Origin of the sequence: Roseisolibacter agri, assembly GCF_030159095.1 — a bacterium.
GTDB classification, from domain to species: Bacteria; Gemmatimonadota; Gemmatimonadetes; order Gemmatimonadales; family Gemmatimonadaceae; genus Roseisolibacter; species Roseisolibacter agri.
On record NZ_BRXS01000005.1, the window covers coordinates 108,171 to 120,654 of the forward strand.

Sequence of the window (12,484 nt, forward strand, 5' to 3'; positions counted from 1 at the left end):
GCCGCGCATGAGCGCGACGGGAGCGGGCACCGCATCGGCCGCGCGCTGGGCGCGGATCAGGGCGCTGTTCGGCGACGCGCTGGAGCGCGCGCCCGCGGAACGTGACGCCTTCCTCGACGACGCATGCGGCGACGATGCCGCGCTGCGCGCCGAGGTCGCGTCGCTGCTCTCGGCGCACGACGACGCGGACGACTTCCTCGCGCGCACCGCGCTCGACGCGGCCGGCGACGCGCTGCCCGACGAGGCGTCGGCGTACGCGGGGCGGCGCGCGGGAAGCTACCGCCTGCTGCGCGAGATCGGACGCGGCGGCATGGGCACCGTCTATCTCGCGGTGCGCGACGACGACGCGTACCGGAAGCAGGTCGCCGTCAAGCTCGTGAAGCGCGGCATGGACACCGACGCGATCGTGCGGCGCTTCCGCCACGAGCGGCAGATCCTCGCGACGCTCGACCATCCGCACGTCGCGCGGCTGCTGGACGGCGGCAGCACCGACGACGGGCTGCCGTACTTCGTGATGGAGTACATCGACGGCCAGCCGATCGACGCGTGGTGCCGCGCGCGCGCGCTGTCGGTGGCCGATCGGCTGCGCCTCTTCCACACCGTGTGCGGCGCGGTCCACTTCGCGCACCAGCACCTCGTCATCCACCGCGACATCAAGCCGGGCAACATCCTCGTCACCGCCGACGGCACGCCCAAGCTGCTCGACTTCGGGCTGGCGCGGCTGCTCGATGCGGATCACGAGCAGGCGTCGACGCTGGCCGCGGGCGCGCCGCGCGCGATGACGCCCGAGTACGCGAGCCCCGAGCAGGCGCGCGGCGCCCCCATCAGCACCCTCAGCGACGTCTACTCGCTCGGCGTGCTGCTGTACGAGCTGCTGACCGGGAAGCGCCCGTACGACTTCCCCAGCCACAGCCCGCACGACGTCGCGCGCGTCGTGTGCGAGGTGGAGCCGCCGCGTCCCAGCGTCGCGTCGCCGCGGCTGCCGCGCGACCTCGACACGATCGTCGCCAAGGCGATGCACAAGGACGCGGCGCGCCGCTACGTCTCCGCGCAGCAGCTGGCCGAGGACGTGCGCCGCTTCCTCGACGGGCGGCCGGTGATCGCGCGCCCGGACACGTGGCGCTACCGGGCGACGAAGTTCGTGCGCCGCAACGCCGCCGGCGTGGCCGCGGCGTCGCTCGTGGTCGCGTCGCTCGCCGGCGGGCTCGCCGTCGCCGCGTGGCAGGCGCGCGTCGCGCGGGCCGAGCGGGCGCGCGCGGAGCAGCGGTTCGCGGACCTGCGGCGGCTCGCGAACTCGCTCGTGTTCGAGGTGCACGACGCGATCGAGCCGCTGGCCGGCGCGACGCCCGCGCGCGAGCTGGTCGTGACGCGCGCGCTCGAGTACCTCGATCGGCTCTCGGGCACGGTGGGTGCGGACGACGCGCGCGACGCGTCGCTGGAGCGCGAGCTGGCCGCGGCGTACGAGCGCATCGGCCGCATCCAGGGCAACTCGTACTTCCAGAACCTCGGCAACACGGCGGGCGGGCTGGCCAGCACGCGCCGCGCGCTCGCGATCCGCGAGCGGCTGGCCGCCGCGTCGCCCACCGACACGCTGCTGCAGCGCGAGCTGGCCGGGAGCCTGCGCGAGGTCGGCGACCTGCAGTACACGGTGGACTCGCTGCGCGCCGCGCTCGCGAGCTACGAGCGCGCGGCCGCGGTCCTCGTGCGCGTGGTCGCGGCCGCGCCGCGCGACACCGGGCACACGCGCGAGCAGGCGCTCGTCGAGCAGCGGCTGGGCGACGTGAAGGGGATGGAGGGCTTCGCCAACCTCGGCGACCCGCACGGCGCCAGCGCGCACTATGCGCGCGCGATCGCCATCCGCGAGGCGCTGCTCGCCGCCACCCCGCACGACGTCGAGCGGAGCGTCGCCCTGGGGCGCGTGCTGCTGTACGGCGGCATGCTCGCGCGCGCCAACGGCGCGGCCGACACCGCGCTCGCGCGGCTGCGGCGCTCGGTGCGGCTGCACGAGGTGGGCGTGAAGGCGCGGCCCGACGACGTCGTCTACCAGCACGACCTGCTCGGCGCGTACCAGGGGCTGCAGCTGATCCTCGGCGACTTCGGGCTGCACGCGGAGGCCGCGCGCGACCTGCGCCGCAGCGTGCCGCTGCTGGAGGCGCTGGCGGCCGCCGATCCGCGCAACGTGATGGCGCAGCGCGACCTCGCGGTGACGCTCAACGCGCTCACGCGGCACCTCGCGCGCGCCGGCGACGCGCCCGCGGCGGTCGGGACGGGACGCCGCGCGCTCGCGCTGGAGGAGGCGCGCACGGCCGCCGACACCGGCAACGCCGAGAACCGCCGCGACCTCGCGTTCTCGCTGCAGTCCTTGGCCGAGGCGCAGCTGGGGGCGGGCGACGCGCGCGGCGCGATGGCGACGGCGCGCCGCGCGATGGCGCTGCAGGCGCGCGCGGAGCGCGACACGGCGGCCGCGGCGCGCGAGCTGGAGGACCTCGCGGTCAGCCACGCCTTCGTCGGGCAGGCGCACACCGCGCTCGGCGATCCACGCGCGGCGCTCGCCGCGCACGAGCGCGCGGTCGCGCTGGGCGAGCGCGCGGCGGTGGCCGCGCCGCGCAACGCGCTGATGCGCGGGCGGCTGGCGCTGCGCCTGGACGAGCTGGCGGCCGCGCACGCCGCGCTCGGGGACGCGCGGGCCGCGTGCGACGTGCGCCGGCGCGGGCTCGACGTGTGGACCGCGTTGCGGCGGGACGGGAAGCTGCGTCCGGTCGATGCGCCGCGGCTCGAGGCGTCGATCGCGGCGGTCGGGCGCTGCGGGCCGCCGCGCGTCTAGCGACGGCTTGCGGCTCGCGCCGTGGTGGCGGAAGTTCGCGCGCCCACCTGGTCGCCGTCGCCCGCACCCGTGCCGCTCATGCGCTCGATCCGCGTCCTGCCCCTCGCCGGTGCGCTGCTCGCCGTCGGCTGCGCGGCCGGCGCGCCGCGCGCGTCCACGTCCACCGCGGCGGTCGTGGTGCCGGTCCACACCGACACGGCGGCGTTCCGCGCGGATGCGCAGTCGGTCGTGCGGGCGTTCGCCGCGGAGGTCTCGCGCGCGCGCGGCGGGCCGCTGGCCGACGCGCCCACGGTGCAGGTCCGCGACACGCCGCAGCTGATCTTCTTCACCGGCAGCTCGAACCAGATCACCGTGCCGTGGTGGGAGACCACGCCGCCCGAGATGCGCGCGGCGTTCCGCGCCTTCGCGGGCGGTGGGGATGCGGAGGCCGAGCACCTGTTCCGCGCCTTCTTCAACCGCTTCCTGATCGCGCACGAGGCGGGGCACTGGTTCCAGGCGCGCGCGAACCGCCGCGAGCGCACGCTCTACGAGAACGAGAACGTCGCGAACCGCCTCGCGGTCGCGTTCTGGCGCACGCAGCCCGGCGGGGAGGCGCTCCTCGCGGAGCTGGAGCGGCTCGCCGCGCACGCGGCCGCGACGCTGCCGGACCCCACGCCGGCGGGCGAGGACGCCGTCGCCTACTTCGGCGCCAACTACCAGGCGCTCGGCCGCGAGCCGCTGAAGTACGGCTACTACCAGTTCCGCTTCATGCGCGACGCGCTGCGCGACCGGGCGCAGCTCGACTTCGCGCGCATGGTCGCCGGCGACGCGCGGGGCTCGAACGACAAGAGCAGACAGGATCAGACGGATTGAACGGACGAGATTGATGTACGCTCCTCACGGCGCACGGCACCGCGCTGCCACACGGAGAGCAATCCGATCTTGTCCGTCTAATCCGTCCAATCCTGTCGAATGCCGTTCGCTCGTCCGGGTCCGGCGCGCCGACTCAGGGCTCTGCTGCCGCCGGCGTGTCCAGCCGCTCGATCGCCGCCTCGAGCGCCATCCGGAAGAAGCCCGCCGTCGCCATCCGGTCGTTCGGCGACACGGCGAGGTTCCGGCGCACGATCGCGATCACCTCGTCCGGCACGTCCGCCCGCAGCGCGCGGATGTCCTCCGGCGGCTCGGTCATCCGGCGCTGCATCACCGCCCGCGCCGCGCCCCCGGTGAACGGCGGCCGTCCGGTCAGCATCTCCTGCAGCACGCAGGCGAGCGAGAAGAAGTCGCTCCGCCAGTCCTCCGCGCGCTTCCCCGTGACCTGCTCGGGGCTGATGTACTCCGGCGTCCCGATCGCGAGCCGCGCGTCCTGCGCCGCCGCGTTCGGCGTCGTCAGGCCGGGCGCGCTCGCGAAGCCGAAGTCGATCAGCAGCGCCCGCCCCTCGGTGTCGACCAGCACGTTGGCCGGCTTCACGTCCCGGTGGACGACCCCGCGGCCGTGCGCGTGCCCCAGCGCCTCCACCAGGTCGCGCGCCACGATCAGCGCATCGTGCACGGAGAGCGGCCCGTGCGAGCGCAGCAGCTCGGCCAGCGTCGCTCCCGTGACGTAGGGCATCGTGAAGAACAGCGAGCCATCGGCCTCGCCCGCTTCCAGCAGCGGGACGATCCGCGGGTGGTCGAGCGAGCGCAGGATCTGCATCTCGCGCGCGAAGCGGTCGACGCTCGCCTCCTTGGAGAGCCCCGGGTGCAGCGCCTTCACGACCAGCGGCGGCGCGGCGTTCCCCTCATGCCGCGCCACGTAGACCCACGACGTCGCACCCGACCCGATCTGGTCCTGGATGCGGTAGCCGCTGGGAAGGCGGCGTTCGATCGCGTGGATGAGGCTCACGGGACGGGCGGGAGACGGCGGAGACGGCGGACGACGGCGGGAGGACGGCCGGCAACCGGTCCACGCAACGCCCTGGGTGTGGCTACACGCAAGCCTACGCGCAAGCCTACGCGTCCCGCAGCGCCTCGTCCAGCGCGCTCCACGCCAGCGTCGCGCAGCGGATCCGCGCCGGGAACCGCGCCACCCCCTGCAGCGCCCGCAATTCCCCCAGCGCCCCGTCCCGTGCCGCCTCGGCGTCCCCATGCACCAGGGCGGTGAAGCGGCGCAGCAGCGCGTCCGCCTCGGCCCGCGTGCGCCCCCGCAGCGCCTGCGTCAGCATCGACGCCGAGGCCTGCGAGATCGAGCAGCCGCGCCCGGTGAAGCGCGCCTCCCGCACGACGTCCCCGTCGAACGCCAGCTGGAGCACGATCTCGTCGCCGCAGAGCGGATTGCGCCGCTCGGCGGACGCGTCGGGCGCCTCGAGGGCCCCCTTGTTCCGCGGCCGCCGGTAGTGGTCGAGGATCAGCTCCTGGTAGATGGCCGCGAGCTGGGCCTCCGTCCGGCCCTCGGCCGCCTCGGGGGTGGGGACGCCGGCCATCGGCCCTCCTCAGGCCCCGAACAGGCGGCGGGCCGCCTGCAGCCCGTCCACGAGCGCGTCCACGTCGCCCGCGTCGCTGTAGACCCAGAACGACGCCCGCGCGGTCGCCGGCACGCCCAGCCGCCGCATCAGCGGCTGCGCGCAGTGGTGCCCGGCGCGGATGCACACGCCGCGCTCGTCCAGGATCGTCGCCAGGTCGTGCGGATGCACGTCGGCCATCGAGAAGCTGACGACGCCGCTGCGCTGGTCGGCTGCCGGGCCATGCACCGTCAGGCCCTCGATCTCGGCGAGGCGCGCCATCGCCAGCCGCACCAGCGCGCGCTCGTGCGCGATCACCGCGTCCATCCCGAGCCCCGCCAGGAAGTCGCAGGCCGCGGCCAGCCCCACCGCGTCGCCGACGTTCGGCGTCCCCGCCTCGAACTTGTGCGGGAGCGCATTCCACGTCGTCTCCTGGTCGCCGACGACGGCGATCATGTCGCCGCCGTACTGCCAGGGCGGCATCGCCTCCAGCAGCGCGCGGCGGCCCAGCAGCGCGCCGATCCCCATCGGCCCGCCGACCTTGTGCCCGCTGAACGCGTAGAAGTCCACGCCCAGTCGGTCGAAGTCCACCGGCAGGTGCGGGACGCCCTGCGCGCCGTCGCACACCAGGACCGCGTTCGACCGCTCGCGGACGAGGGCCACGATCTCGCGCACCGGGTTCACGGTGCCGAGCGCGTTCGAGACGTGCGGGAAGGCGACGACCTTCGTGCGCGCGTTGACGAGCGACGCGAGGTGCTCCAGGTCCACGCGCCCGTCGGGCGTCAGCTCCGCGATGCGGAACGTCGCGCCCTGCGCGCGCGCGAGCTGCTGCCACGCCACGAACGTCGCGTGGTGGTCCATCGCCGTCACCACGACCTCGTCGCCCGCGCCGACGTTCGCGCGGCCCCAGCTGCCGGTCACGAGGTTCATCGCCTCGGTCGTGCCGCGCACGAACAGCAGGCAGTCGGCGTCCGCGAGCCCGACGAAGCGCGCCACGCGCGCGCGCGCCGCGTGGTACGCCTCGGTCGCAGCCACGCTCAGGCGGTACGCGCCGCGGTGCGGGTTCGCGTTCGCGGTCTCGTAGTAGTCGCGCAGCGCGTCCAGCACCACGCGCGGCTTCTGCGCCGTCGCGGCCGAGTCCAGGTAGTGGAGCGCGGGGTCGGCGGCGAGGAGCGGGAAGGCGTCGCGCGATGCGACGGGCTCCACGTGGGCGCCCGTGATGGTGGCGCTAAGGATCGAGGCGGACGTGGACATCACCGTCGAGGAGGAGGACGTCGTACACGGGAACCGGATCGCAGGCCGGCCCCTGAAGCACCGCGCCGGTGGCGCGGTCGAAGCGCGCGCCGTGCCAGGCGCACTCCACGCTGCCGTCGGCCAGCAGCTCGCCGGCCGACAGCGAGAACTCGGCGTGCGGGCACCGGTCGTCGAGCGCCGTGACCGCGTCGCCCTGCCGCGTCAGGCACACGCGCCGCGCACCGATCGCGACGCCCAGCAGCCCGCCCTCCGACACCGCGGCCAGCGCCGCGGCGCGCGACCAGCCGGTGGGCGGCTCGGTCATTCGGTCGTCACCGGCGCGTGCGATGCATCCGCGTCCGCCGGCGCATCGAGCGCCGCCTTCAGCGTGTGCCACGCCAGCGACGCGCACTTCACGCGGATGGGGAAGCGCGACACGCCGGCCAGCGCGGCCAGGGGGCCGAGCGACCCGCGGACGCCGTCGGCGGGCGGCGCCTCGCGCCCGGTGACGAGCGCGTGGAACCGCTCGAACAGCGCCTCCGCCTCGGCGCGCGACTTCCCCTTCACCGCCTGCGTCATGAGCGACGCCGACGCCTTGGAGATCGCGCACCCCTCGCCGACGAAGCGCACGTCGGCCAGCGTGTCGCCGTCGAGCGCCACCCACACCGTCAGCGCGTCGCCGCACAGCGTGTTGCGCCCGTCCGCCGTCCCGTCGAACCGCTCCGGCTGCCCGTGGTTGCGGGGCTTGCGGTTGTGGTCGAGGATGACGGCCTGGTAGAGCTCCGTGAGATCACTCATGTCGTTCCTCGGCTGCGTGTGACGTGCTGCGTGCTGCGTGAGGGGCGTCCCGAGTGGCCGGACACGCAGCACGCAGCACGATGCACGCAGCCGCTCACGTGGTGTAGCGTGCCATGGTGAGGGCCTCCAGCCCGTCCCGCACCGCCTCCAGCTCGATCGTCTCCAGCGCATCCGCCGCGAAGGCGTACGTCAGGAGCTTGCGCGCCGTCTCGTCGGTCAGGCCGCGGCTCTTCATGTAGAAGAGCGCCGTCTGGTCCAGCCGGCCCACCGTCGCGCCGTGCGTGCACTTCACGTCGTCCGCGAAGATCTCCAGCTGCGGCTTCGTGTCGATCTGCGCCTGCTCCGAGAGCAGCAGCGTGTTGTTCGTCTGCTTGCCGTCGGTCTTCTGCGCCACCGGGCGGACGTACACCTTGCCGTTGAACACGCCGTGCGACTGCCCGTCCAGGATCCCCTTGTAGAGCTCCCGGCTGTACGTGTTCGGCTGCGCGTGCTCGATGCGCGTCTGATGGTCGCAGTGCTGCGCGCCGTCCAGCAGGTACAGCCCGTTCAGCGTCGCGCCGCACCCCTCGCCGCCCAGCAGCGTGTAGACGTTGGTGCGCGAGAGCAGCCCGCCGATCGCGAACGAGAACTGCACGAAGTGGCTGTCGCGCCCCTGCCGCGCCTCGACGTGCGCGAGGTGGAACGCGCGCTGGCTCTGCCGCTGCTGCAGGACGTGGTGCACCGTCGCGCCGTCCGCGACCTCGACCTCCGTCACCGGGTTCGCGAGGTACGCCGCGTCGCCCAGCCCCACGTGGCTCTCGATCACCGTCACCTTCGAGTGCCGCTCGGCGACGATCACGGTGCGCGGGTGCGTCGCGCCGCGCGCGCCCGACGCGTCGGTGACGTACAGCAGGTGGACGGGGACGTCGGCCTCCATCTCCTTCTGCACCACCAGCAGCGCGCCGTCGACGAACAGCCCCTGGTTCAGCGCCACGAACGGCTGCGCGTCCGGCGTCGCGATCTTGCCGAGCACGCGCTCCAGCGTCTCGGGCTCCTCGCCGAGCGCCTGCGCCAGGGGCAGCACGCGCACGCCCTCCGGCAGGCGGTCGAGCGTCGAGCGCGACGCGTCGAAGCGTCCGTTCACGAACACCACCGTCGGCCACTCGTCGTGCCCGAACGTGTACGGCGCGAGGTCCGCCGCCGTCACCGCGCCCGAGGCGCTGGCGAGCGTCGGATACCCGGCCTCCGCCAGCGCGGCGGTGGACGTGTAGTGCCAGTCCTCGTGCTTGGTGGTCGGGAAGCCCTGCGCGCGCGCGGCGGCCGCGCCGGCGCGGCGCAGGTCGGCGAGCCACGACGGGCCGTTCGCCTCGGCGGCCGCGATCGACGCGCCCAGCTCGGCGGCGTAGACGTCGGGAAGCGCCAGCGACTGGCCCGGCGCGGCCGCGGCGTCGGCCTGCGCGCTGGCGACGACCGCCTGCGCGAGGCTCTGCTGCGTCTCGGTGATCACGCCGTCGCCCCCTCGAGCAGCCAGTCGTAGCCCTTCGCCTCGAGCTCCAGCGCCAGCTCCTTGCCGCCGCTCTTCACGATGCGGCCGCCCGCCAGCACGTGCACGTAGTCGGGCACGATGTAGTTCAGCAGGCGCTGGTAGTGCGTGACGACGATCGTCGCGTTGTCGGGGCGCTTCAGCGAGTTCACGCCGTCGGCCACGATGCGCAGCGCGTCGATGTCGAGCCCCGAGTCGGTCTCGTCGAGGATCGCCAGCTTCGGCGCCAGCACCGCCATCTGCAGGATCTCGTTGCGCTTCTTCTCGCCGCCCGAGAAGCCCGTGTTCACCGAGCGGTTGAGGAACGCCGGGTCCATCTCGACCAGCTTCGCGCGCTCCTCGACGATGTCGAGGAACTCGAGCGGATCGACCTCGTCCTCGCCGCGCGCCTTGCGCATCTCGTTGTACGCGGCGCGCAGGAAGTAGGCGTTGGAGACGCCGGGGATCTCGACCGGGTACTGGAACGCCAGGAACACGCCCGCCTGCGCGCGCTCCTCGGCCTCCATCTCCAGCAGGTCGCGGCCGTCGAACGTGACCTCGCCGCCCGTCACCTCGTACGCGGGGTGGCCGGCCAGCACCTGCGCGAGCGTGCTCTTGCCCGAGCCGTTGGGGCCCATGATGGCGTGCACCTCGCCCGGCCGCACGGTCAGGGAGATGCCGTTGAGGATCTGCTTGTCGCCGACGGTGGCCGTCAGATTCTTGATATCGAGCACGGGGAGGATCTCTATGGAAATGGGACGCGACTTCGAACGTGGAGCGAGCGTCGAGCGGTGAGCGTCGAGGGGCTCCTCGAGACGCTCGCCGCTCGCCGCTCAGCCGACCGAGCCTTCGAGGGTGATGCCGAGCAGCTGCTGCGCCTCGAGCGCGAACTCCATCGGCAGCTCCTGGAAGACCTCCTTGCAGAAGCCGCTGACGATCATGCTGACCGCCTGCTCGGCACTCAGGCCGCGCTGCTTCAGGTAGAAGATCTGGTCCTCGCCGATCTTCGAGGTCGACGCCTCGTGCTCGACGATGGCGCTGTTGTTCTGGACCTCGATGTACGGGAAGGTGTGCGCGCCGCACGCGTTGCCGACCAGCATCGAGTCGCACTGCGTGTAGTTGCGCGCGCCCTCGGCCTTCGGCAGCACCTTCACCGCGCCGCGGTAGGCGTTGTTCCCCTGGCCGGCCGAGATGCCCTTGCTGACGATGTTCGACTTCGTGTTGCGGCCGATGTGGATCATCTTCGTCCCCGTGTCGGCCTGCTGGCGCCCGTTCACCACGGCCACCGAGTAGAACTCGCCGGTCGAGTCGTCGCCCTGCAGGATCACGCTCGGGTACTTCCACGTGATGGCCGAGCCGGTCTCCACCTGCGTCCACGAGATCTTGCTGCGCGCCCCGCGGCACGCGCCGCGCTTGGTCACGAAGTTGTAGATCCCGCCGTTCCCCTCGGCGTCGCCGGCGTACCAGTTCTGCACCGTGCTGTACTTCACCGTCGCGTCGTCCAGCGCCACGATCTCGACGACCGCGGCGTGCAGCTGGTTCTCGTCGCGCTTGGGCGCCGTGCACCCCTCGAGGTACGACACGTACGCGCCCTCGTCGGCGACGATCAGCGTGCGCTCGAACTGGCCGGTGCCGCTGGCGTTGATGCGGAAGTACGTCGACAGCTCCATCGGGCAGCGCACGCCCTTCGGGATGTAGACGAACGACCCGTCGGAGAACACCGCGCTGTTCAGCGCCGCGAAGAAGTTGTCGCTGTAGGGAACGACGGAGCCGAGGTACTTCTGCACCAGCTCGGGGTGCTCCTGCACCGCCTCGCCGAACGAGCAGAAGATGATCCCGTGCTTCGCCAGCTCCGCCTTGTACGTCGTGCCCACCGACACCGAGTCGAACACGGCGTCCACGGCCACGCCCTCGAGCCGCTTCTGCTCGTTGAGCGAGATGCCGAGCTTCTTGTACGTCTCCAGGATCGCCGGATCGACCTCGTCGAGCGACGCCTTCTTGGCGGCCTGCTTGGGCGCCGAGTAGTAGCTCACCGCCTGGTAGTCGATCGCCGGGTACTTGACGTTCGGCCAGTGCGGCTCGCGCATCGTCAGCCAGCGGCGGTACGCCTTCAGCCGCCAGTCGAGCAGCCACTGCGGCTCGTTCTTGCGCGCGGAGATCGCGCGGATGACGTCCTCGCTCAGCCCCGGCGGCAGCTGGTCCGCATCGACCTCGGTGACGAAGCCGTGCTGGTACTCGCGGTTGACGAGGGTCTCGATGGTGGCGCTCATGCCTGCTCCTGGGGCGCGGCCCGGTGGGACGCGCACGTGCACGTAGGGAGGTGGGTCGTGGATCGAACCGCGGCGTCGGCGAGAGCCGGGGGCGCCGCGGGCACTGCAACGGGCGCGAGCTCGTCCGCGCGCGGCGCCGCGGGGCCAGGGCCCCCGTCGCCGACGGGCGCGGACGCGCGCACCGTGTACTCACAGGTCGTGCAGCCGTGCAGCATGTGCCCGGTGCGCTCCACCGGCACGCCGAGCAGCCGCTCCATCAGCTCGTGCTCGGCCTCGCAGATCTCGGGGAACTGCGCGGCCACGTCGCGGATCGCGCAGTGGTGCTCGCGGATCACCGCGTCGCCGTCGCCCAGCGGGACCGCCTCCGCCATGTAGCCCTGCGACGACCGCAGCTCGGCCACCAGCTGCGCGCGCTCGGGCAGCGGGAGCTCCGCCAGCCGGTCGCCGGCCCCCTCGACCAGCCCCGCCCACTGCCGGGCGAGGACCTGCCGCACCCCGGCGGGGCCGGCCGTCTCGCGCACCGCCTCGAGGACGGCGGCCAGCACGGGCGCGTAGGCCTGCGGGAAGAGCGCCTCGCCGGCCGCGGTGAGCCCGTAGGCGTGCACCGGCGCCCCCACCCCGCGGACCTCGCGGCGGTGCCGCACCAGCTCCTCGGCCTCGAGCGAGTCGAGGTGCCGCCGCAGCGCGTTGGGCGTGAGCCCGAAGCGGTCGGCCAGCTCCTTCGCCGTGAGCGGGTGCGGGGCCTTCTTGAGGGCGATCAGCAGCTCGGCGCGCAGTCCGCGAAAGCCACCGAGCGTGCCGGGAACGTGTTGCATGCACGCAAGTTAGACGGCCTCCGGGAATTCGTCAACGAAACCGTGCGCGAATCACGGTCGTGCGGCGCACGTTCCGTCGCGGCGTCTTCAGTCGTCCTGCGGATGCGCCGATACTCCGTGCCGTACTCCCGCCCAGAGGAATGCCCCGGTGCTCCAGATCGTCATCGTCGTCACGCTCCTCGTCGTCGCCGGCACCTTCGCCGCCGTCTCGTCGCGGACCATCTCCGCGGCCGCGCAGCGCGACGAGTTGGGGCGCCACCGCTTCCTCTCGGCCTTCAACGCGCACCGGCTGCCGGCCGAGCTGCTGATCCAGGCCTACGACGCGCTCACGCGCCGCGTCTCGCCGCCGGGCGTGGCCATCGGGCCCGCGACGCAGCTGGCCGCCGACCTGGGCTTCAGCCGCATGGACGCGGAGGACGTCGCGCTCCTGATCGCGGCGCGCTGCCAGGGCCGCATCCCGACCGCGCACGACCTCGACCAGCTCGACGAGTCGGTGCGCACGGTCGAGGACCTGCTGAGCTTCCTGCACCCGTTCGTCGCGGTGCCGATGGCGGCCTGAGCGCGGCCGTCGAGGGAGTAGTGAACGG

Annotated in this window: 12 protein-coding genes; 3 read left to right on the top strand and 9 right to left on the bottom strand. The window is 73.4% G+C overall.

Going from position 1 to position 12,484, the window contains the following annotated elements; genetic code table 11:
- Positions 1-7: 7 nt before the first annotated feature.
- A complete protein-coding gene (locus tag rosag_RS16070; protein ID WP_284351171.1) occupies positions 8-2,824 on the top strand; it encodes a protein kinase domain-containing protein in 2,817 nt (938 codons plus the stop codon).
- Between the two features lie 78 nt (positions 2,825-2,902).
- Entirely contained in the window at positions 2,903-3,676 is a 774-nt protein-coding gene (locus rosag_RS16075) for a hypothetical protein (protein WP_284351172.1), read from the top strand.
- 133 nt (positions 3,677-3,809) lie between these two features.
- On the opposite strand, the gene rosag_RS16080 is transcribed toward rosag_RS16075, so the two are convergent.
- The 9 genes from rosag_RS16080 to rosag_RS16120 form a co-directional block, all read right to left on the bottom strand.
- Positions 3,810-4,685, bottom strand: coding sequence for a serine/threonine-protein kinase (locus rosag_RS16080; RefSeq protein WP_284351173.1), 876 nt, complete (start codon positions 4,683-4,685; stop codon positions 3,810-3,812).
- Between the two features lie 106 nt (positions 4,686-4,791).
- The gene (sufU, locus tag rosag_RS16085; protein WP_284351174.1) at positions 4,792-5,262 is read right to left on the bottom strand and encodes a Fe-S cluster assembly sulfur transfer protein SufU; all 471 of its coding nucleotides are present in this window, start codon (positions 5,260-5,262) and stop codon (positions 4,792-4,794) included.
- A gap of 9 nt (positions 5,263-5,271) precedes the next feature.
- On the bottom strand, positions 5,272-6,534 hold the full coding sequence (locus rosag_RS16090; protein ID WP_284351175.1) for a SufS family cysteine desulfurase: 1,263 nt from the start codon (positions 6,532-6,534) through the stop codon (positions 5,272-5,274).
- Positions 6,509-6,838: a Rieske (2Fe-2S) protein gene (locus tag rosag_RS16095; RefSeq protein WP_284351176.1), complete on the bottom strand. Its 330-nt coding sequence runs from the start codon at positions 6,836-6,838 to the stop codon at positions 6,509-6,511. Before rosag_RS16095 ends, rosag_RS16090 begins: the two co-directional genes overlap by 26 nt.
- Positions 6,835-7,311 carry a Fe-S cluster assembly sulfur transfer protein SufU gene (gene sufU / locus rosag_RS16100; protein ID WP_284351177.1) on the bottom strand — a complete coding sequence of 159 codons (477 nt, stop codon included), beginning with the start codon at positions 7,309-7,311 and terminating at the stop codon, positions 6,835-6,837. Before sufU (rosag_RS16100) ends, rosag_RS16095 begins: the two co-directional genes overlap by 4 nt.
- Before the next feature lie 94 nt (positions 7,312-7,405).
- A complete protein-coding gene (sufD, locus tag rosag_RS16105) occupies positions 7,406-8,797 on the bottom strand; it encodes a Fe-S cluster assembly protein SufD (protein ID WP_284351178.1) in 1,392 nt (463 codons plus the stop codon).
- A complete protein-coding gene (sufC, locus tag rosag_RS16110; protein ID WP_284351179.1) occupies positions 8,794-9,546 on the bottom strand; it encodes a Fe-S cluster assembly ATPase SufC in 753 nt (250 codons plus the stop codon). The genes sufD and sufC overlap by 4 nt, the downstream gene beginning before the upstream one ends.
- Before the next feature lie 99 nt (positions 9,547-9,645).
- The gene (gene sufB, locus rosag_RS16115; RefSeq protein ID WP_284351180.1) at positions 9,646-11,082 is read right to left on the bottom strand and encodes a Fe-S cluster assembly protein SufB; all 1,437 of its coding nucleotides are present in this window, start codon (positions 11,080-11,082) and stop codon (positions 9,646-9,648) included.
- The gene (locus rosag_RS16120) at positions 11,079-11,897 is read right to left on the bottom strand and encodes a helix-turn-helix transcriptional regulator (RefSeq protein ID WP_284351181.1); all 819 of its coding nucleotides are present in this window, start codon (positions 11,895-11,897) and stop codon (positions 11,079-11,081) included. Before rosag_RS16120 ends, sufB begins: the two co-directional genes overlap by 4 nt.
- Positions 11,898-12,045: 148 nt before the next feature.
- Here rosag_RS16120 and rosag_RS16125 point away from each other — a divergent pair, with 148 nt between their 5' ends.
- The gene (locus rosag_RS16125; protein ID WP_284351182.1) at positions 12,046-12,456 is read left to right on the top strand and encodes a hypothetical protein; all 411 of its coding nucleotides are present in this window, start codon (positions 12,046-12,048) and stop codon (positions 12,454-12,456) included.
- The last annotated feature ends 28 nt before the right edge of the window (positions 12,457-12,484 follow it).

Bases quoted from the DNA above. Each gene is read 5' to 3' on its own strand.
- rosag_RS16070 (WP_284351171.1), top strand. From the start codon at position 8: ATGAGCGCGACGGGAGCGGGCACCGCATCGGCCGCGCGCTGGGCGCGG.
- rosag_RS16075 (WP_284351172.1), top strand. From the start codon at position 2,903: ATGCGCTCGATCCGCGTCCTGCCCCTCGCCGGTGCGCTGCTCGCCGTC.
- sufU (WP_284351174.1), bottom strand. From the start codon at position 5,262: ATGGCCGGCGTCCCCACCCCCGAGGCGGCCGAGGGCCGGACGGAGGCC.
- rosag_RS16090 (WP_284351175.1), bottom strand. From the start codon at position 6,534: ATGTCCACGTCCGCCTCGATCCTTAGCGCCACCATCACGGGCGCCCAC.
- rosag_RS16095 (WP_284351176.1), bottom strand. From the start codon at position 6,838: ATGACCGAGCCGCCCACCGGCTGGTCGCGCGCCGCGGCGCTGGCCGCG.
- sufU (WP_284351177.1), bottom strand. From the start codon at position 7,311: ATGAGTGATCTCACGGAGCTCTACCAGGCCGTCATCCTCGACCACAAC.
- sufB (WP_284351180.1), bottom strand. From the start codon at position 11,082: ATGAGCGCCACCATCGAGACCCTCGTCAACCGCGAGTACCAGCACGGC.
- rosag_RS16120 (WP_284351181.1), bottom strand. From the start codon at position 11,897: ATGCAACACGTTCCCGGCACGCTCGGTGGCTTTCGCGGACTGCGCGCC.